General features: G+C 70.1%; 21 protein-coding genes. 8 read left to right on the top strand and 13 right to left on the bottom strand.

All coding sequences use genetic code 11. The features are described 5' to 3' along the window. Nucleotides 1–78: 78 nt before the first annotated feature. Both O1W71_RS12640 and O1W71_RS12645 read right to left on the bottom strand, forming a co-directional pair. Entirely contained in the window at nt 79–1,395 is a 1,317-nt protein-coding gene (locus O1W71_RS12640) for a hypothetical protein (RefSeq protein WP_269268203.1), read from the bottom strand. Between the two features lie 166 nt (nt 1,396–1,561). Then, entirely contained in the window at nt 1,562–1,849 is a 288-nt protein-coding gene (locus O1W71_RS12645; RefSeq protein WP_112617469.1) for a WXG100 family type VII secretion target, read from the bottom strand. A 209-nt stretch (nt 1,850–2,058) separates the two neighbouring features. Here O1W71_RS12645 and O1W71_RS12650 point away from each other — a divergent pair, with 209 nt between their 5' ends. The 5 genes from O1W71_RS12650 to O1W71_RS12670 all read left to right on the top strand — a co-directional run bounded on the left by O1W71_RS12650 (nt 2,059) and on the right by O1W71_RS12670 (nt 6,669). Continuing rightward, nucleotides 2,059–3,465 (top strand): HNH endonuclease signature motif containing protein, encoded by a 1,407-nt coding sequence (locus O1W71_RS12650; RefSeq protein ID WP_269268204.1) that lies wholly within the window; start codon nt 2,059–2,061, stop codon nt 3,463–3,465. Between the two features lie 209 nt (nt 3,466–3,674). After that, on the top strand, nt 3,675–4,505 hold the full coding sequence (locus tag O1W71_RS12655; RefSeq protein ID WP_269268205.1) for a hypothetical protein: 831 nt from the start codon (nt 3,675–3,677) through the stop codon (nt 4,503–4,505). Then, nucleotides 4,495–4,911 carry a phage holin family protein gene (locus O1W71_RS12660; RefSeq protein WP_112617740.1) on the top strand — a complete coding sequence of 139 codons (417 nt, stop codon included), beginning with the start codon at nt 4,495–4,497 and terminating at the stop codon, nt 4,909–4,911. Before O1W71_RS12655 ends, O1W71_RS12660 begins: the two co-directional genes overlap by 11 nt. Next, nucleotides 4,908–5,483: a DUF3618 domain-containing protein gene (locus O1W71_RS12665; RefSeq protein ID WP_269268206.1), complete on the top strand. Its 576-nt coding sequence runs from the start codon at nt 4,908–4,910 to the stop codon at nt 5,481–5,483. Before O1W71_RS12660 ends, O1W71_RS12665 begins: the two co-directional genes overlap by 4 nt. Before the next feature lie 142 nt (nt 5,484–5,625). Then, a complete protein-coding gene (locus O1W71_RS12670) occupies nt 5,626–6,669 on the top strand; it encodes a YihY/virulence factor BrkB family protein (protein ID WP_269268207.1) in 1,044 nt (347 codons plus the stop codon). A 37-nt stretch (nt 6,670–6,706) separates the two neighbouring features. Here the strand turns inward: O1W71_RS12670 and O1W71_RS12675 are convergent, their stop codons facing one another. From O1W71_RS12675 to O1W71_RS12685, 3 genes are read right to left on the bottom strand one after another with little or no spacing between them, the layout of a single operon-like run. Continuing rightward, the gene (locus tag O1W71_RS12675) at nt 6,707–7,180 is read right to left on the bottom strand and encodes a glutaminase (protein ID WP_269268208.1); all 474 of its coding nucleotides are present in this window, start codon (nt 7,178–7,180) and stop codon (nt 6,707–6,709) included. A 9-nt stretch (nt 7,181–7,189) separates the two neighbouring features. Further along, nucleotides 7,190–8,053 (bottom strand): transposase, encoded by an 864-nt coding sequence (locus O1W71_RS12680; RefSeq protein WP_269268209.1) that lies wholly within the window; start codon nt 8,051–8,053, stop codon nt 7,190–7,192. Between the two features lie 10 nt (nt 8,054–8,063). Further along, nucleotides 8,064–8,204 carry a hypothetical protein gene (locus O1W71_RS12685; RefSeq protein WP_269268210.1) on the bottom strand — a complete coding sequence of 47 codons (141 nt, stop codon included), beginning with the start codon at nt 8,202–8,204 and terminating at the stop codon, nt 8,064–8,066. 88 nt (nt 8,205–8,292) lie between these two features. On the opposite strand from O1W71_RS12685, the gene O1W71_RS12690 reads away from it, so the two are divergent. Further along, nucleotides 8,293–8,637, top strand: a complete 345-nt coding sequence (locus O1W71_RS12690; RefSeq protein WP_269268211.1) for a DUF7882 family protein — start codon at nt 8,293–8,295, stop codon at nt 8,635–8,637. Nucleotides 8,638–8,688: 51 nt separating this feature from the next. On the opposite strand, the gene O1W71_RS12695 is transcribed toward O1W71_RS12690, so the two are convergent. The 5 genes from O1W71_RS12695 to O1W71_RS12715 all read right to left on the bottom strand — a co-directional run bounded on the left by O1W71_RS12695 (nt 8,689) and on the right by O1W71_RS12715 (nt 12,730). Further along, on the bottom strand, nt 8,689–9,006 hold the full coding sequence (locus O1W71_RS12695) for a DUF7882 family protein (protein ID WP_112617734.1): 318 nt from the start codon (nt 9,004–9,006) through the stop codon (nt 8,689–8,691). A 61-nt stretch (nt 9,007–9,067) separates the two neighbouring features. Further along, on the bottom strand, nt 9,068–9,319 hold the full coding sequence (locus O1W71_RS12700) for a hypothetical protein (protein WP_269268212.1): 252 nt from the start codon (nt 9,317–9,319) through the stop codon (nt 9,068–9,070). Nucleotides 9,320–9,393: 74 nt separating this feature from the next. Next, a complete protein-coding gene (locus O1W71_RS12705) occupies nt 9,394–9,948 on the bottom strand; it encodes a MarR family winged helix-turn-helix transcriptional regulator (protein ID WP_240309765.1) in 555 nt (184 codons plus the stop codon). 127 nt (nt 9,949–10,075) lie between these two features. Beyond that, nucleotides 10,076–11,341: a Na+/H+ antiporter NhaA gene (gene nhaA / locus O1W71_RS12710; protein ID WP_269268213.1), complete on the bottom strand. Its 1,266-nt coding sequence runs from the start codon at nt 11,339–11,341 to the stop codon at nt 10,076–10,078. 78 nt (nt 11,342–11,419) lie between these two features. After that, nucleotides 11,420–12,730 (bottom strand): hemolysin family protein, encoded by a 1,311-nt coding sequence (locus O1W71_RS12715; protein ID WP_269268214.1) that lies wholly within the window; start codon nt 12,728–12,730, stop codon nt 11,420–11,422. Nucleotides 12,731–12,914: 184 nt separating this feature from the next. Between O1W71_RS12715 and O1W71_RS12720 the strand changes: the two genes are divergently transcribed. Next, on the top strand, nt 12,915–13,766 hold the full coding sequence (locus tag O1W71_RS12720; protein ID WP_269268215.1) for a hypothetical protein: 852 nt from the start codon (nt 12,915–12,917) through the stop codon (nt 13,764–13,766). On the opposite strand, the gene O1W71_RS12725 is transcribed toward O1W71_RS12720, so the two are convergent. Further along, a complete protein-coding gene (locus tag O1W71_RS12725; protein ID WP_269268216.1) occupies nt 13,751–14,290 on the bottom strand; it encodes a YaeQ family protein in 540 nt (179 codons plus the stop codon). The genes O1W71_RS12720 and O1W71_RS12725 overlap by 16 nt on opposite strands. A gap of 53 nt (nt 14,291–14,343) precedes the next feature. On the opposite strand from O1W71_RS12725, the gene O1W71_RS12730 reads away from it, so the two are divergent. Further along, nucleotides 14,344–15,189, top strand: a complete 846-nt coding sequence (locus O1W71_RS12730; protein WP_269268217.1) for an NAD-dependent epimerase/dehydratase family protein — start codon at nt 14,344–14,346, stop codon at nt 15,187–15,189. Between the two features lie 6 nt (nt 15,190–15,195). Here the strand turns inward: O1W71_RS12730 and xylB are convergent, their stop codons facing one another. Next, the gene (gene xylB, locus O1W71_RS12735; protein WP_269268219.1) at nt 15,196–16,512 is read right to left on the bottom strand and encodes a xylulokinase; all 1,317 of its coding nucleotides are present in this window, start codon (nt 16,510–16,512) and stop codon (nt 15,196–15,198) included. Nucleotides 16,513–16,559: 47 nt separating this feature from the next. Then, nucleotides 16,560–17,747 (bottom strand): xylose isomerase, encoded by a 1,188-nt coding sequence (xylA, locus tag O1W71_RS12740; protein WP_114588790.1) that lies wholly within the window; start codon nt 17,745–17,747, stop codon nt 16,560–16,562. Between the last annotated feature and the right edge of the window lie 65 nt (nt 17,748–17,812).

Raw genomic sequence — 17,812 nt, forward strand, 5'->3', positions numbered from 1 at the left:
CGAACGCCCCTTGCCGATGGCGGCCATGCTCGACATGATCTCCCCTGTTCGTGAGTTTCACATCACTCAGACTGAGAGTCAGCGCTCGCCGCGGTCGGTGCCGAAGAACACGGGGTCGGAGGGAGATTCCCGGTCGGGGAGATACCCCTCAGGCAGGGGACCCTTGCCGAACAGCATCCGGCTGAGCTCGAACTTGTCGCCGGGCTTGCACGGCGACGTGGCGGTGACGACGACGTTCCCGTTGTCGACCAGCGTCACCGTGAGCAGGGAGTAGACGCCCTGCTCACGGACGATCACGTCGCTAGACGCGACCTCGCCCGACGCAAGATCCATGCCGTCGACATCGAAGCCTTCAGACACCAGGTGCTGCGCGACAGCGTCGCGCCTGCCAGCCACCTCTGCCGGGTCGATCGTGGTCGTGCGTGTCAGGTCGAACTTCCAGCCATCGTCGCACCCGACACCGGATGGCGTCATCCCGTACGTCCGCACCTCCCACGGCCCCTCGTTGATGACGGCCAGCACGCCATTCGTCGTCTCGCGGAAGTCGAGGTACAGGCTCTCCGCCTCCTGGTACAGCTCGTCTCCCGTCGGTTGCGCCACCGTCGCTCCACATCCCGTCAGGACGATGCCCGCCACGGCGGTCATCGTGGCCGCGAGCAGACCCAACGGTGCGCGGCGCGCGCGCGCAGCATCGGTAGCACTGATCAGCCCACGCGAGGCGAGGATGTCGACGGCCTCCCCGATCGTCGTGAGGGTCGCCGCCGCCGCTGCGGGTGGCAGCGCGTCGATCCGACGGTTCAAGCCTGCACCGGCACGCTCGATGTTGTCGCGGTTCTCATCCGTCGGCATCCGGCGGTGGCGGATCGTCAGAAAGGCGCCGAGCGCGAGGTCGACCAGCACGCTGGCAATGCCCCAGGCGCCGAGGAGTCGATCATCGAGGAGTGCCTGCACCGCTACGACCGCCACCGCTAACGCGGAGATCAGATGGACGATGCCGATCGTGCGCATGGCGCGCGGGTGCACGCTCTCAGGGCGGCCTCGCTGCGACAGCACCCCGAACAACGCGATGAGGGCGGCGACGCCCATCGCCGTGCCCGCCACCGCGAGATCCAGTTGGTCGCCCTCGATGAGCACCGCTCGCAACGAGGCGAAAGCGGCGACGGCGGGGATCACGAGGGAGGCGATCTGAGCGAAAGCGAGCAGCGGCTGCACGAAAGCGGGACGATCGGGCACGAGCGAGCTCCAGGCCTCACGCGGCGCCAACCGGGCCAGCGCCAACTGCACCTCGGGGTGCGCGCGGAACGCGGTGGCCTCGAGCTTCCACCACGACACTCGATCCCAGTCGGTCGCGTGCTGCGCCAGTTTCTGCGGCGTCTCCGCCGTCACTCGCGCCACCCGGGTTGCTCCTTCGCGTTCGCAGTGATCAGGTCTGCGGGGATGAAGTCGGGTGCCTGTCGCCGCTCGATCACATCGTCGACGATCACCGAACGCAACACCGCCTCAGTTCGGTGCGGACCAGGATGCAGCCCGGTCCGCACCGAATCGATGTCGCGCGAAGGGGTCAGCTGCCGGCGAGCTGCTGGTCGAGGTCCTGGATCGCGCGCATCATGCCCAGCAGCGACTCGGACATGTCGTTGATGCCGTCGACCGCGTTCTTCAGACCGGTGGTGAGCTCGGAGTAGCCCTCACCGAACTTGCCCGACGCGTGCTGCGTCTTGAAGTCATCGCCCAGAAGCGTGTCGACCTGCGACTTCAGGGTGTCCAGCTGACCCTGAATGTCATCACGAGCCTGCGCCAGCGAGCTCGCAACCTGCTCCATCTCGCCATAAGATGCACCGAAATCAGCCATGACGGCCCTCCTGAAAGTAGATGTCCCGACCCCCCTCCGGAGCCGACACAGAAAACCTATCGGGACCGATCACATCAGGTCGATGGGGAGAAGTCCCCACCCTGCTCCGCTTGGACATCAGCGTCTTGTGGCGGAGGCGCCGCTTGCGGCGTTGCGGCGCCTGTGGAAAGTCGCGGGCCGATGTCGAGGACCCGTGGCAACATTAGAACATGCATTCGAACGACGGACTCGGCAGCGGGATGGGCAGCGACGGCGACGTCGACGTCCTCGCTCAGCTCGTCGCGGATGCGAAGGGGGCGGCGGATGCTGCGCGGGCGGCGCAGATCCGTGAGGTTCGGGTGCTCGCGGCGGCTGGTGTGCTCGCGGAGAAGCAGGCTGCTGGGGCATCGGAGAAGGTCAAGGCGCGCGAGATGGCGTTGCGGGGCATCGCCGCGGAACTCGCCGGAGTGTTCGTCGCGACCGACCGGACCCTGCAGCGGCGCATCGACGAGGCGCGAGATCTGGTCGAGAACTACCCGGTGACGATGGCCGCGTGGGAGGCGGGGCGCATCGTGCGCGGGCATGTGCGGGCCATTCAGGAGGTCGGGTGCATCGTGCCCGTGGCGGAGCGGGCGGAGTTCGAGCGGGTTGCGGTCGAGCGGTGCGAGGGCGAGACGCCCAACCGGGTGCGCGAGGCGCTGCGGATGATCGCCGAGCGGATGCACCCGCGGACGTTCACCGAACGACACGAAGACGCCGCCGCGGGACGGTGCGTGCGAGTGCAGCCCGGGCCGGACGGGATGTCCGACCTGATCGCAACCCTGCCGACCGTGATCGCCGACGGAATCGTGGACCGGCTGACGCGGCAGGCCCGGGAGATCATCAACGCACGGGCCCAGGCTGATGCGCCTGGCACGCCTGACACGCGAGCCGACGCGAACGGCGGCTCACCCGATGCCAACACGACGATTCGCGACGGGTCGTCGTTCGTCGACGATGCCCGCACGATCGATCAGGTCCGCGCCGACGTGTTCTCCGACCTGCTCCTCGCCGGGTCGCCGGCCCTCGATCCCACCGGCACCGGTGACGGCGACGGAACCCTCGGGGCGATCCGCGCACACGTGCAAGTCGCCGTGTCCGCACTCACGCTGATGGGTCAAGACGACGGGCCCGCTGACCTGGCCGGACGCTCGCCCATCGACGCCGCCACCGCACGCGAACTCGCCGGCAACGCAACCTCCTGGGACCGACTGCTGACCCACCCGGTCACCGGAACCGTCCTCGAGTGCGACAGCTACCGCCCCACCGCCGCCATGATCCGGCTGCTACGTGCGCGCGACCGGCACTGCCGGTTCCCCGGATGCCGGCAACCCGCCATCCGCTGCGAACTCGACCACACCATCGCGGCATCCGACGGCGGTGTAACCCACGTGTGCAACCTCGCGAACCTCTGCAAGAGACACCACGGCGTCAAACACCACACCCGATGGCATGTCCGACAACTCCCCGGCGGACGGCTGATCTGGACATCACCCACTGGACGGGTCTACCGCGAAGACGCACCACCACCCCTCGTCGCATTCACGGTCGCCACCACGATCACAGACCCACCCGATCCGGGGTGCCCGCCGTTCTGATCCAGCGCGTGCCGAAACGCGCGCCCGCGTGCCAGAAGGTGCGCCCAAACCTGCCCCGGGACCGGATTCGGATCCGTTTCGCGCAGCGTCGGTACGGAAGGCGCGACCATCCCACAGCGCTTCGCCGTCGTCAAGCCCCGGGGCAAGACGAGGCGAAGAGGCGTTAGATCGGCACCCCACGAACGCAAGCGGTACCGAGAGGAGAACCGATGTCGCAGAACTATGGTGAGCCGACGTCCGGCTCGCAGGCAGGATCAGGGTCGGGAACGGCGGAGACGGCGAAGCACGAAGCCGGAGAGGTCGCGGGCGCCGCAAAGGCCGAGGCCGGGCACGTCGTCGAGACGGCCAAGCAGGAAGCGGCGGGTGTCGCGTCGGAGGCCAAGTCTCAGGCGAAGCAGGTCTATGCGCAGACGAAGCAGCAGCTCACCGAGCAGGCGGCGTCGCAGCAGCAGCGTGTCGCCGACGGGCTGCGGTCCATCGGCGACGAGCTGGATTCTCTGGCGCAGAACTCCGAGAACCCCGGCATCGCCACCGACCTGGTGCGCCAGGTGTCGACCCGCGTGAGCGGCGCGTCGGACTGGCTGTCGCAGCGCGACCCGGGCTCGCTGGTGAGCGAAGTGAAGAGCTTCGCCCGACGCAAGCCCGGCGTGTTCATCGCGGGAGCATTGATCGCGGGCGTCGTCGCTGGTCGCCTCACCCGCGCCCTCACCGAGAGCGCGAAGGAGGAGCATGACTCCGCCCCCGCCTCCGGGGCGACCGGAACGACTGTCGGCGGAGTGCCCTCGGCACCGTCGGCACCGTCCCCCGCCCCGGTGAACGCTCCGCTCGACGCGCCGATCGGCACGCCGGGCGCCGCCGCCACCGGCATCCCCGCAGCGCCGTCGGCCCCGTCGAACGCTCCCGTCGGAGCTCCGCTCGACGAGCCGATCGACGTCGCTCCGGACGCTGTCGAGCCCACCCCGCTGTACGACAGCTCCGTCGGGCGGACCGCCGACGAGCCGTACACCGAGGGCATCGGGGAGCGCCGAGATGACCGATAACCCCACGCCCTCGGAGCAGCAGGCGGCGAACACGTCGCTCGGCGATCTGCTGGGCGAGGTCACGCGCGACCTGTCGGAGCTGATGCGCCAGGAGATCAACCTGGCCAAAGCCGAGCTGAAGCAGTCGGGAACGCGCGCGGGCAAGGGCGCCGGAATGCTGGGCGGCGCGGGATACGCGGCGCTCATGGCGATCTTCTTCCTGTCGATCGCGCTCTGGTGGGCCCTCGGCCACCTGGTCGGGCTCGGCTGGTCGGCCGTCATCGTCGCCGTCATCTGGGGCGTCATCGCGGCCGTGCTCTACGCCCTCGGGCGCAAGCAGCTCGCGCAGGTCCAGGGCGCCCCGCAGACAGCCGAGACCCTGGGCAAGATCCCCGACGCATTGAAGAGAAATGAGGAGAACCGATGACCGATTCACCGGAAGCGATCCGCGCCGACATCGAGCGCAAGCGTCGCGAGCTGAGCCAAGACACCGACGCCCTCGTCGACAAGGTGACGCCCTCGAAGATCGCCCATCGTCAGACCGACAAGATCAAAGGCGCACTCGGATCCGTCCGTGACCGGGTGATGGGCGCGGCCGATGACGCCGGCTCGTCGCTGCACGACGCCGGGTCCTCCGTCGCCGGTGGCGTGTCCGGAGCTGCCCACAAGGTAGGCGCGAAGGCGGAGGGCAACCCTCTCGCCGTCGGGCTGATGGCCTTCGCCGGCGGTCTGCTCGTCGCCTCGCTCATCCCCGCATCCAGCAAGGAGAAGGGCATCGCGGCCGACGTCAAGGAGCAGGCGCAGCCCCTCGTCGAGGAAGCCAAGAGCGTCGTCCAGCAGGTCGGCTCCGACCTGAAGGAGCCGGTGCAGGATGCCGCGGCAGCGGTGAAGGAGACGGCTTCCGAGGCGGTCTCCCACGTCAAGAGCGACGCCCAGGACGGGGTCGGCACCGTCACCGATCGCGCCCAGGAGGCTCGCGACAACGTCAGCGGCAGCTGACATCCCCCGCAGCGCGAGCGCTGCATGAACCGTGCACCGGGGCGGCCGTCGTCGCCGGCCCGGTGCACGGTCGTGTTCCCCCGCGGCGCCGATCACCCCGCGGCGCCGATCACCCCCGCGTGCACGATCCCCCAGGAGAGACATGAGCAATCAGAGAACCGACGGACCCGACCCCGAGCACCCCGCGAAGCCGGACTCCATCACCGATGTCGAGAAGCCCTCGTGGAAACACGTGCTCAAGCGGACTATCCGCGAGTTCAGCCGTGACCAGTGCCCCGACCTCGCGGCCGGCCTGACCTACTACGCCGTGCTTTCGGCGTTCCCCGCACTCCTGGCCGTTTTCTCGCTCCTCGGCGTCATCGGACAGGGACAGCAAGCCGCCGATGCGGTGCTCGACATCGTCGGACAGATCGCGCCCGGAGGCGCCGCCGAGACCCTCCGCGGGCCGATCGAGGAGATCGCGGGCTCCCCCGCAGCGGGCTTCGCCCTCGTCTCCGGCATCGTGCTGGCGCTGTGGTCGGCCTCGGGTTACGTCGGGGCGTTCAGCCGCGCCATGAACCGCATCTGGGAGATCGACGAGGGGCGACCGTTCCTCAAGCTCAAGCCGCAGCAGCTCGGCGTGACTCTCCTCGCGGTCGCGCTCGTCGTCGTCGCGCTCGTCCTTCTCGTCGTCTCCGGCCCCGTGGCGGAGGCCATCGGCGACGCGATCGGACTGGGCAGCACCGCCGTGCTCATCTGGCAGATCGCCAAATGGCCCGTGCTCGCCTTCATCGTCATCCTGCTCGTCGCCGTGCTCTACTACTTCGGGCCCAACGCCAAGCAGCCGCGTTTCCGCTGGATCAGCGCGGGCGCCGTCATCGCCATCGTCGTGCTCGCCATCGCGACCGCGGGCTTCGGCATCTACGTCGCGAACTTCTCCAACTACGAGCGCACCTACGGGTCGTTCGCGGGCGTGATCATCTTCCTGCTCTGGCTGTGGATCACGAACCTCGCACTGCTGTTCGGCGCCGAGTTCGACGCCGAGCTCGAGCGCGGACGCGAACTGCAGGCCGGGATGCCGGCGGAGGAGACGATTCAGCTGCCGCCGCGCGACACCACCCGGATCGAGAAGACCGCGAAGCAAGAGGCCGAGGAGCGCGCGGAAGCGCGGCGCCTCCGCGCGACGCGAGGCAAGTCGGACGACTGAGGCTGTGCCGCGCTGCTGCCCGGGCCCCGAGAACGCCTCAGGGCAGCAGCGCGATCCGGTCGTCGAGGTAGGCGGCCAGCGGCATCCGTGCTCCCGCCGCGAACGCGACGGTCACGACACCGTCGTCGCCGCGCGCGAGCGGACCCGAAGCCCCGCCCGCATCGACGACGTCGAGATCGATCGGCGACCAGTCCAGATGCACCGGCTCGCCTTCGGCGAAGCCACCGCGGAACGCCGCCGCTGCGCGCTCGGAGCGGGCACGCTGCGCCTCGGCGGTGTACCCGCGGATCGCCTCGGCCCGGGCTCGCAGCAGCTCCCCGGTCGCGAACACCTCGTCGTCGGCGATGAGCAGAACACCGAGGTGCCACGCATCCCCGACCGGCAGGATGCGGGCGGCGCGGCCGAAACCGAGCAGGCGGCGCCCCTCACTCCGGACGCCGAGACGCTCGCGGGAAACACCGACCAGCCGACGGCGGGCGTCGGAGATCAGTTCGGTCGCAGCATCCGGCATCCTTCGATGCTATTGACCGTCGTCGTCGGCCGCGCGCACCTTGCGCTCCGCCGCCGCCAGCGCCTCCCGCGCCGACGCGACCACGTCGTCGAGCTCGTCGACGGCGGCGTCGGCCCGCTCGGCATCCTCGGACACCCGCGCGAGGTCTCGCCGGAGCTCGTCGGCCCGCTCGTGCAGCCTGTCAGCCCGTTCCCGGGCGCTCGAGCGACGCTCCTCCGCTCGTGCCAGCACGCGACCGGCCTCGCTCGCCTCGCGCTGCGCCTCACGCCTCCGCTTCTCGGCCTCGCGTCGAGCGCGGCGCTCGGCGAGGTCGTCACGCGGCCCGTCGGGCGCGTCGGGAACGCCGGGGATCGAACCGGCGACGCGGTCCGTCAGCGCGTCGGAGTCGAGCGCGCCCGGTTCGAGCGTACGCACCAGCCGGCCGGCCGCCACCACGGCCCCCGCCGCAGCATCGACGATCGCCGAGTTGACGGTCCGCTCCACCTCGTCACGGGCCGCTGCCGACAGCGGGACACCGGCGTCGTCAGCCAGGTCGGCGGACCGCCGCGCGAGCGCCGCGACGAGGGCACGCCGTTGCTTGCCGAGCCGGGCGAGTTCCGCCGCGTCGAGGTCGTCTTGAGCGTCGCGCAACGCGGTGGACAGTTCGAGCGCCTCACGGAACGAGGGGTCGTGGGCCAGCAGATTGACCGCCCACGCTGCCACCGTCGGCTTGCGGAGGCCCCGGATGCGGGAGCCGAGCGCCCCAGAAGCCTCGGCCGCACGAGCGTTGCGGGCCGCGACGAAGTCTCCCGGCGGCACGACGAGCAGCTCCGCGGCCACCGCGTCGAACCCGTCGTGCCCGCTGCCGCCGGTCTGCGCGCCGTTCGCCGTCATCCCGCCATTGTCACTGACGGCGCTTCGGAGCGCGCGGCATCAGCTCGCCGTCGACGACATCGAAGGCCGGGAGATCCGCGAAAACATCGTCGTCGAGCGAGCCGGCACCTCTCGGCTCGAGCTCGTCATCGGGGCGGGGATCGATCGTCATCGACATCAACTTTTCTCCGCTATCCACGGAGCGTCGAGGCCTTGACAACAAGATTGGGGTTCGTCTCGCGGCGGTTTAATGTGGTGTCGTGGGCACCATCTACTACGGAGACGGCGCATCGCCGATCCACATCGAAGACCGCACGCTGGCGCACCTCAAGGTGGTCATCGCCACGAAGCTGCGGCGCGGAGAGAGCTTCACGCTCTCGTGGCGACACCCCGACGGCGAGCCCACCGGGCGAAGCACGATCTGGCTGCACCCCTCGATCCCGCTCCGATTCGCTTTCGACGACCCCGAGCCGACGACGCTCAGCCGCGAGTGGGTCGAGGAGATGGCGAACTCGGCCAACTCGTCGGGCGGCATCATGATCGTCGCCGAGCATCTGGACGACCCCGACGCGGTCGCGCCGTCCGGAAGCGACACGACCGCCTGACGGGCGGTCTGCCTCAGGCGGTCTGCCTCAGGCGGTCTGCCTCAGGCGACGTCAGCCGACTTCGGGTGCGCCGTCGTCCACCGGCTCGGGAACGATGGAGAGTCCCGCCGGACCGCTCGCCACCTGCATGAGCTCCTCGACCCAATGCCGGTTGATCCGCGGCTGCCTGCTGCCCGAGAAGTGGAACTGCAGCGGCACGGACGGGTGGATCCAGTAGCTGCGGCGCTCACCCCCGCGGGGCAGATCGATGTCGAACATGAACGGCTCGGAACGGCGCAGCTTGTTCATGATGACGATGCGCAGGTGCGCCAGAGTACGGTCGTCGATCTCGACGGAGTTCCCCAGCGTGTCGTAGATGAATCGGCCCACGCAGTGAGCCTAACGCGCAACGGACGGTCCGATAAACGACGGACCGCCGGCGCGTGATCCGCTAACCGTCGATCTGAGCCGAGGTCTCGACCGCGAGCATCTCGGCCGCACCCTCTTCGACGCCGATGGGGACGACCACGGGGCGGCTGGCGCTGAAGGCCTCCCACTCCCGCAGGACCACGCGCTCGACGTCCACGACGGCGAGCGACGGGTGCGCGGCGGCCAGGCGCGAGACGACGCCCGAGAACGACGTCACCACCTGCCCTTCGATGGTGAAACGCTCCTCGATCGGGGTCACCGGGAGGGAACACATGTTCCCATCGTGTCATGCGGTTCCCCGCCTGACGAATGTCAATTCTCGGGCTTTCTCCGCTGACTAGCTACCGGTCAGGAGCGGTCGCTGCGCGCCTGCTCCGCCCGAGGGTCATGGGCGTGAGCGTCGACCTCGTCGACGGCCTGCTGGAGGCGTCCGAGGCACGCGATCACGGCTCGCGCCTCGTCGACGGTCATTCCGTCGACAGCGGCGATCATGCGCTCGTGCATCCTCCCGAGCGTCGCCCGCACCTCGTCGTCCGACTTCTCGGTGGCCACGACGTGGACACTGCGCCGATCGCTCGGATGCGCCTGGCGGACAACGTGGCCCGACTTCTGCAGCCGATCGATCAGGGCCGTCGTCGAAGCGGTCGAGATACCGAGGTAGCGGGCGAGTTCGGTCGGCCCGACGAGACGGCCCTCGCCCTGCGCCTTGATGAGGTAGCGGAGGACGAGCAGCTCGTTCTCACCCATCGACATCGAGTCGCGGGTCCGCCGCCGCATGGCGGCTTCGGCGGCGCGGTAGAGGCGGAAAGCCTGCAGAACGGCGATGCCGCGCTCGCGGGGCGTGCCGGGATCATCAGAGTCCGACGGATACCAGTAATGCGTGGGCGTCGGGACTTCGGGCACTTCGGCATCCTAAAACGAGCTCAGGGGTGTGCGCACGTGGCGCGCGCAGGGATTGACTCGATGGCCCATCCGTGAGACGGGATGATCCGAAACACGCACGACGCGGTCGGTCACTCGCCGCCGCCGGTCACTCGTCGCGGTCGTAGCCGAGCGCGGGGCCTTCGCCGTCGATCGTGTGTGAGCCGGGGGCGCCGGCGGCCTCTGCCCGGGCCCGGCGAGCGCTCCTGCTGAGCAGTACGGCGGCCCCCGCGGCCGACAGCAGCGTTCCGAGGAGCACGCCGAGTCGGGCGCCGTCGGTGTGGACGCCGTCGGCGAACGACAGGCCGGTGATGAGCAGCGACACCGTGAACCCGATGCCGCACAGCAGACCGATGGGCAGGAGGTCGCGCATCCCGACGCCGCCGGGGAGGCGCAACGGCGTGACGCGCGTGACGAGCGCGGTCGTCCCGAGCACCCCCGCAGCCTTGCCGACGACCAGGCCGACGACGATGGCGAGGACGACGGGCTGCGCGACGACCGCCAGGGGGTCGCTGGTTCCGACCACGCTGACGCCGGCGGCGAAGAACGCGAAGACCGGGAGCGCGATACCCGAGGAGAAGGGGCGCACCAGGTCGTCGTACGTGTCGGTGCGCGCCACGCTCTCGCCGTGCACCGGGCGGGCCGGGACGGCGAACCCGAGCAGCACCCCGGCGATCGTGGCGTGGACGCCGGACGCGTGGAGGAAGCCCCACACGACGAGTCCGAGCGGCAGCAGTACCCACCACCGCGCCCACCGCTGCCGGACGACGACGGCGAACACCGCCGCGGCCGCGAGCGCCACCACGAGTGCCACGATGTGGATCGTCGCGGTGTAGAAGATCGCGATGATCAGGATCGCGAGCAGATCATCGACGACGGCGAGCGTCAGCAGGAACGTGCGCAGCCCCGGCGGGAGCCCCCGGCCGAAGATCGCCAGCACCGCCAGCGCGAAGGCGATGTCGGTCGCGGTCGGGATCGCCCACCCGCGCAGCGCGTCGGCGTCGCCCGAGACGAGGATCACGACGGTGAAGAGGATCGCGGGGAGCAGCATCCCCCCGACGGCCGCGAGCACCGGCACCGCGGCCTCGCGCGGGCGGCGCAGGCTGCCCGCGACGAACTCGTGCTTCAGCTCGACACCGACGACGAAGAAGAACAGCGCGAGCAGGCCGTCCGCGGCCCAGGTCGACAGCGAGAGGTTCAGGTGCAGAGCCTCGGGCCCGATCGTGAACTCCGACAGCGCCGCATACGAGGCAGCGAGCGGCGAATTGGCCCAGATCAGGGCGAGCGCTGCAGCACCGAGCAGAAGTGCTCCGCCCGTCGTCTCGCGGGACAGCCAGCGGCGCAGCCGGGCTCGGCGGGGAAGAGCGTCGTACATGCGAGGAGCCTTTCGATCCTCCGTCGGCAGTCGCCGACGGACATGTCGACCAGACTTCCCGACGCACCGACCCCCAGTTTACCCTTCGGCAGGTTCGACCGCGGGACCCTCCGTCGACGCGCGCGCAACATGGAGCTCGGCGATGCGACGACGGTCCAACCGCGTCACCTCGATCGTCGCGCCGTCGACCTCGATGCGGTCGCCGACCCTCGCGAGGCGCCCGAGCTGCTCGATCACGAACCCGGCGACGGTGTCGGACGTCCCGCGCGGGATCGAGATGCCGGTGGCCTCCTCGAAGTCCTGCAGGTTCAGCCGCCCGTCGACGGGTCCGCCGTCACCCGAAAGCGGATGCGGCATCGCCTCGGTGTCGTACTCGTCGACGATCTCGCCGACGACCTCCTCGACGAGATCCTCGAGCGTCACGATGCCGTCGGTGCCGCCGTACTCGTCGACGACGACCGCGATCTGGCTGCCCTCCGCCCGCATCGACGTGAGTGTCGGCAGGAGGCGTGCGGTCGAGGGGAAGTACCGGAGCGGCCGCACGATGGACTGGAGCGGCTGCGCGTCGTCAGTGCCCGCGGCATCCAGCACGTCGCGCACGTGCACGAACCCGGCAACATCGTCGATCGTCTGATCGATGATCGGGTAGCGCGAGTAGGGCAGATCGCGCACGAGCGCGGCCGCGGCACCCACGGTCTCGCCGCCCGGCAACGACACGACCTCGGGGCGCGGACGCATCACCTCGCTCAGCTGACGGTCGCGGAGCGACAGCACGTCGTCGAGGATGCGCCGCTCGTCCTCGGGGAGCCCCTCGTGGCTCGACACGATGTCGCGGAGCTCCTCGTCGCTCAGCTCCTCGCCGGTCTTGTTCGGGTCACCGCCCAACAGCCGCACGAGAAGGTTTGTCGAGAGCGAGAGCAGCCAGATCACCGGGCGCATGAGCTTCGCGAATCCGTTGAGCACCGGCGCGACGCCGTACGCGAAGGCGGCGTTGCGCTGGATCGCCAAGCGCTTGGGCACCAGCTCGCCCAGCACGAGCGAGAGGTAGGCGATGATCAGCGTCAGGACAATGGTCGCCACGGTCATCGCGGCCGCCTCGGAAAGCCCCCACGAGACCAGCAGCGGAGCGAGCGAGGGCGCGATCGACGAGGCGCCGTACGCCGCCGAGGCGAAGCCCGCGACCGTCACACCGATCTGCACGGCCGACAGGAAGGTGTTGGGGTTCCGCGCGAGCGCGGCGACCTTCTCACCCCGCTTGCCGCGCAGAGCGAGCGCGTTGACCTGGCTCTCGCGCAGCGTGACGAGCGCCATCTCGGTGGCGGCGAACACGCCACCGATGAGCACGAAGACGACGACGAGGACGATGTTGAGGAGCAGGTCGCCGTTCACCGGCGGACCTCGCTCGCGGGACGGGGCGCGCCCGGGGTCACCCGGGCGCCGGGACTGTCGGAGTCGGAGGCCTTCGAGGCTCGATGCGTCATCGCATAAAAATAGCGGCATCCGCTCGGGATGCGCTGAACGCTTGACACAGGCCGAGGCCCCCACCACTCGCGGAATATGTCACGATGCAGGGATGGACGAGGGAGTTGCCGCGGAGCTCCGGGCCCTCCGCGTCCGCGCCTACGCGCCGGGCGGCGACATCGCCGATGATCCCGCCGCCCTGGCTCGGCTGGCGGAGCTCGAGGCGCGCGAACGCGAAGACCGGATGCCGCACGCGCGCGCGCCTGAACCCGATTCGGAGCCCGTGCGTCCGCCGATCATCGACGGGATCCCCGACCTGGCTACGCCCCGATCCGACGATCCGCGGGCTGACGAGTCGCAGACCGACGAGTCCCGGGATGACGACGCGGGGCCGACGGCTCCCCGCGCGCGACGGCTGCGCCCGCTGCTCATCTGGGCCGGTTCGCTCGTCGCGGTGGCGGTCGTCTCGGTCGGGATCACCGCGTTCGCCACGGCCCGCAGCGCCTCGACCGCGACCGCGCTGCCGCCGGACGCGGGAGTCTCGCACGTCACGACGCTGCTGCCGACGGGCGAGGAGATCCCCGACTTCATGCGCCCGTATGGCGACGGGGTCGAGGCGGGGTCGTTCGAGAAGTTTCTCGGCCTGTCGGTGTTCCGCACCACCGACATCTGGCGGGGAGGAGACAACATCTGCCTGTCGGTCGCGCGCATCGACGACGACCAGGGTGACGGCTCCGTCACCGGATCGTCGTATCAGGGCTGCTCCGCCGGCGCGTTCCCCGCGGCCGTCTCCTTCATCGTCTGGGACGATCAGCCCGAAGAGCTCCTCGAGCGCTATCCCGTCGGCACGGCGCTGCAGTTCGTCCTCACCGATGCCGGCGTCGACGTCTTCGTGTCCGAGGCCCCGACCTCCTCCGCTGCGCCGGAGGCTCCCGGTGAGGCAGGCATTCAGCCCGCGGGCTGAGTGATGACGTCGGACTCGGCGGTGACGCCGTTGAGTTCGACGTAGAGGTGGCGCTCGGTGACCGAGACCGTCACGGTGTTGCGGCGGTCGAGCGCCGAGACGAGCGTGTCGATGAAGCCCGGCTCGAAGCTGTGAAGGGCGATCTCCGAGACGCGGTGGATCTTCTTACCCGCCCACGCGGCCACGATGGGGCCGGGATTGCGCTGCGTGTAGACCGCGACGCGGTCGGCCTGCTTGCTCCCGAGGTGCAGCCGCGAGGCATCCGGCGCCCCCACCTCGATCCAGGCGACGATCGATCCGGTCAGGTCGCGCACGAGCACGGCGGGTTCGTCCTTCGCGGCGATCCCCTCGGTGAAGTCGATGCCCTCCTCGTACTCGAGGCAGTACGCCAGCAACCGGGTCAGCATGAAGGCGTCGGTCTCGGAAGGATGCCGCGCGACGCGCAGCGCGAACGACTCGTACACGCCTCGGTCGACGTCGGCGAGCGTCGCATCGAACGTGTGGATCGTCGCCCCGGCAGCCATGAGGATCGAGCCTAGCCGCCCCGGGGTGGGCATCCGTGTGCGACGCTGTTCCCATGCGGATCGCACTGACGGGATCATCGGGAAAACTCGGCACGGTCGTCGCTCGTGAACTCACGGCGGCGGGGCACGAGGTCATCGGCTTCGACGTGGTTGGCACACGCGGGCCCGCGTTCGTGCAGATCGATCTGACCGACTACGGCCAGGTGGTCGACGCTTTCAGCTCGGTCGGCGATCGCCACGACGGCGTCGACGCGATCGTGCATCTCGGCGCGGTGCCCGCTCCCGGGATCCGTCCCGACATCGCGACGTTCCACAACAACATGGCGGCGACCTTCAACGTCTTCCACGCCGCGACGCGACTCGGCATCGACCGCGTCGTCTATGCCTCGAGCGAGACGGTGCAGGGGCTGCCGTTCGACGTGCCGCCGCCGTACATCCCCGTCGACGAGGAGTATCCCGCGCGCCCCGAGTCGGTGTACTCGCTCGTGAAGCACCTCGAGGAGCAGCTCGCGATCGAGCTCGTGCGCTGGCACCCGGGCCTCTCGATCACCGCACTGCGCTTCTCGAACGTCATGGTGCCCGAGGACTACGCCGAGTTCCCGTCGTTCGACGCCGACCCGATGCGTCGCAAGTGGAACGTGTGGAGCTACATCGACGCGCGCGACGGCGCCCAGGCCGTGCTGCGCGCGCTCGAGAACGCACCGGCCGGCTTCGATCGGTTCCTCATCGCCGCCGCCGACACCGTCATGTCACGCCCGAACGCGGAGCTCGTGGCCGAGGTGTTCCCCGGGGTCGAGATCCGCGGCGACCTCGGAACGAACGAGTCGCTCTTCTCGACCGAGAAGGCCCGGCGGCTTCTGGGCTACGAGCCGAAGCACTCCTGGCGCGACCACGTCTGAGGCGACCTAACGATCACCCGCCGCGGCGACGCGGCGGGCCTGCTCGGCCGCGCCGAGCGCGACGTACTCGCCCGGCGCGGGCACCTCGACGTCGAGTCCGAAGACCGCGGGGGCGATCTGCTGCACGGCTGCCGACCGCGCTCCCCCGCCGACCAGCAGCACGCGCCGCAGCGGCACGCCCTGGTCGCGCAGCGCGTCCAGTCCGGCGCCGAGGCCCGCCAGCATCCCCTCGACCGCTGCACGGGCGAGGTTCTCCCGCGTGGTCGAGGCGAGCGTCATCCCGGTCAGCGAGGCCGTCGCATCCGGCAGATTCGGCGTGCGCTCGCCCTCGAAGTACGGCACGAGCGTCAGCCCTCCCGCCCCGGGCTCGGCCGACAGCGCGAGGTGCGACAGGCCGTCGTGGTCGACCCCCAGCAGGGCGGCGACGACGTCGAGCACGCGAGCGGCGTTGAGCGTGCATACGAGCGGCAGGTGGTGCCCGTCCGCCGAGGCAAAGCCCGCGACGGTCCCGGTGGCATCGACCGCGGGCGTCTCGCTCACGGCGAAGACCGTGCCGGACGTGCCGATCGAGACGACGACGTCGCCGACGCCCGCGCCGACGCCGAGAGCGGAAGCCGCGTTGTCGCCGGCGCCCGCGGCGACCCGGCGACCGTCCTGATCCTGGACCCACTCGTCCGCGGCGAGGACCCGCGGAACCACGGCGTCGTGCCCGAGAGCGGATACGAGCAGCTCCCGGTCGTACTCGCCCGTGACCGCACTCCAGTAGCCGGTTCCCGAGGCGTCGGAACGATCCGTGACGAGCTCGGCCAGCGCGGCGGCCCCGCCCGTGCCGTCGGAAACCGGGCCGAAGCCGCGCAGGCGCCAGGTCAGCCAGTCGTGCGGAAGGGCCACCGCCGCGGTCCGCGCGGCGTTCTCCGGCTCGTGCTCGCGCAGCCACCGCAGCTTGCTGATGGTGAACGAGGCGACCGGAACGAGTCCGGTGCGCTCGGCGAGCCGGTCGGCGCCGTATTCGGCCACGAGATCGGATGCCGCCTGCGCCGAACGGGTGTCGTTCCACAGCAGCGCGTCGCGCACGACGGCGCCCCGCTGGTCGAGCGCGACGAGGCCGTGCTGCTGGCCGCCGATCGACCAGGCGGCGACGTCCGCCATCCCGCCCGCGAGCTCGATCGCCGCCTGCAGGGCGGTCCACCACGACTCGGGGTCGACGCTCGTGCCGTCCGGGTGGGGCGCACGCCCCTCCCGGACGACCCGACCGGTCTCGGCGTCGACGATCACGACCTTGCACGATTGGGTCGACGAGTCGACACCCATGACCAGCGTCATGCCGGCATCCTCTTCTCTCGGGTTAGGGGACTCTCGCGGCGCCGGCGTCAGCGTGCGCCGAGCAGGTGCTCGGTCGCGAGCTGCTGCAGGCGGACGAAGCCGAAGCCTTTGCCGCCGAGGTACGCGTCGGCGTCGAAGTCCTCGTAGGCCGAGCGGTCACCGACGAAGTCGTCGTAGGTTTCACCCTCGCCGAAGGTCGGCTGGGCGAGCTCGGGAACGCGCGCCGCTTCGAGCGCCTCCTGCACCTCCGGGTCGGCGCGGAACGCCGCAGCCCGCTCCTTGAGCAGCAGGTAGGTGCGCATGTTCGCGGCGGCGGAGTCCCAGACGCCGGTCTCGTCCTCGGTGCGGCTCGGCTTGTAGTCGAAGTGGCGGGGTCCGTCGTACGCGGGGCCGCCGTTCGGGCCGCCGTTCTCGAGCAGATCGACGAGCGCGAACGCATTGTGCAGGTCGCCGTGACCGAAGACGAGGTCCTGGTCGTACTTGATGCCGCGCTGACCGTTGAGGTCGATGTGGAAGAGCTTGCCGTGGTACAGCGCCTGCGCGATGCCGGCCGCGAAGTTCAGGCCCGCCATCTGCTCGTGCCCGACCTCGGGGTTCAGACCGACGAGCTCGGGACGCTCGAGCGACTCGATGAAGGCGAGGGCGTGACCCACGGTCGGAAGCAGGATGTCGCCGCGCGGCTCGTTCGGCTTGGGCTCGATCGCGAAACGCAGGTTGTAGCCCTTCTCGACGACGTAGTCGCCGAGGAAGTTGACGGCCTCGCGGTAGCGCTCCAGCGCCTGACGGACGTCCTTCGCCGAGTCGTATTCGGCACCCTCGCGGCCGCCCCACATGACGAAGGTCTCGGCGCCGAGCTCGGCGCCGAGGTCGATCTGACGCAGCACCTTGCGGATCGCGAAGCGCCGCACCGCGCGGTCGTTCGAGGTGAAGCCGCCGTCCTTGAAGACCGGGGCGCTGAAGAGGTTGGTGGTCACCATGGGCACGGTCAGGCCGGTGTCGGCGAGCGCGCCCTTGAGGCGGTCGATCTGCGTCTGCCGCTCGCTCTCGCTCGACCCGAAGGCGAACAGGTCGTCGTCGTGGAACGTCAGCCCCGCGGCCCCGAGCTCGGCGAGCTTCTCGACGGCGTGGACGACGTCGAGGGGCGGCCGGGTCGGTCCGCCGAACGGGTCGGTTCCGTTGTAGCCGATGGTCCAGAGGCCGAAGGTGAACTTGTCGGCCGGGGTCGGGGTGCGCATGCGTGCTCCTTCGCTTCGATTGCTGCGACCTCAGCGTAGGTCGGTTTGTCTATTACGTCAACAAA

It is taken from the genome of Microbacterium sp. H37-C3 (genome assembly GCF_027157935.1).
In the GTDB taxonomy this organism is placed as follows: Bacteria; Actinomycetota; Actinomycetes; order Actinomycetales; family Microbacteriaceae; genus Microbacterium; species Microbacterium plantarum.

Excerpts from the sequence above, each read along its gene's own strand:
- O1W71_RS12645 (WP_112617469.1), bottom strand. The coding sequence starts at position 1,849 with ATGGCTGATTTCGGTGCATCTTATGGCGAGATGGAGCAGGTTGCGAGC.
- O1W71_RS12700 (WP_269268212.1), bottom strand. The coding sequence starts at position 9,319 with ATGTGTTCCCTCCCGGTGACCCCGATCGAGGAGCGTTTCACCATCGAA.
- O1W71_RS12665 (WP_269268206.1), top strand. The coding sequence starts at position 4,908 with ATGACCGATTCACCGGAAGCGATCCGCGCCGACATCGAGCGCAAGCGT.
- xylB (WP_269268219.1), bottom strand. The coding sequence starts at position 16,512 with ATGACGCTGGTCATGGGTGTCGACTCGTCGACCCAATCGTGCAAGGTC.
- O1W71_RS12730 (WP_269268217.1), top strand. The coding sequence starts at position 14,344 with ATGCGGATCGCACTGACGGGATCATCGGGAAAACTCGGCACGGTCGTC.
- O1W71_RS12675 (WP_269268208.1), bottom strand. The coding sequence starts at position 7,180 with ATGCCGGATGCTGCGACCGAACTGATCTCCGACGCCCGCCGTCGGCTG.
- O1W71_RS12725 (WP_269268216.1), bottom strand. The coding sequence starts at position 14,290 with ATGGCTGCCGGGGCGACGATCCACACGTTCGATGCGACGCTCGCCGAC.
- O1W71_RS12680 (WP_269268209.1), bottom strand. The coding sequence starts at position 8,053 with ATGACGGCGAACGGCGCGCAGACCGGCGGCAGCGGGCACGACGGGTTC.
- O1W71_RS12655 (WP_269268205.1), top strand. The coding sequence starts at position 3,675 with ATGTCGCAGAACTATGGTGAGCCGACGTCCGGCTCGCAGGCAGGATCA.
- O1W71_RS12685 (WP_269268210.1), bottom strand. The coding sequence starts at position 8,204 with ATGACGATCGATCCCCGCCCCGATGACGAGCTCGAGCCGAGAGGTGCC.
- O1W71_RS12650 (WP_269268204.1), top strand. The coding sequence starts at position 2,059 with ATGCATTCGAACGACGGACTCGGCAGCGGGATGGGCAGCGACGGCGAC.
- O1W71_RS12670 (WP_269268207.1), top strand. The coding sequence starts at position 5,626 with ATGAGCAATCAGAGAACCGACGGACCCGACCCCGAGCACCCCGCGAAG.
- xylA (WP_114588790.1), bottom strand. The coding sequence starts at position 17,747 with ATGCGCACCCCGACCCCGGCCGACAAGTTCACCTTCGGCCTCTGGACC.
- nhaA (WP_269268213.1), bottom strand. The coding sequence starts at position 11,341 with ATGTACGACGCTCTTCCCCGCCGAGCCCGGCTGCGCCGCTGGCTGTCC.
- O1W71_RS12720 (WP_269268215.1), top strand. The coding sequence starts at position 12,915 with ATGGACGAGGGAGTTGCCGCGGAGCTCCGGGCCCTCCGCGTCCGCGCC.
- O1W71_RS12660 (WP_112617740.1), top strand. The coding sequence starts at position 4,495 with ATGACCGATAACCCCACGCCCTCGGAGCAGCAGGCGGCGAACACGTCG.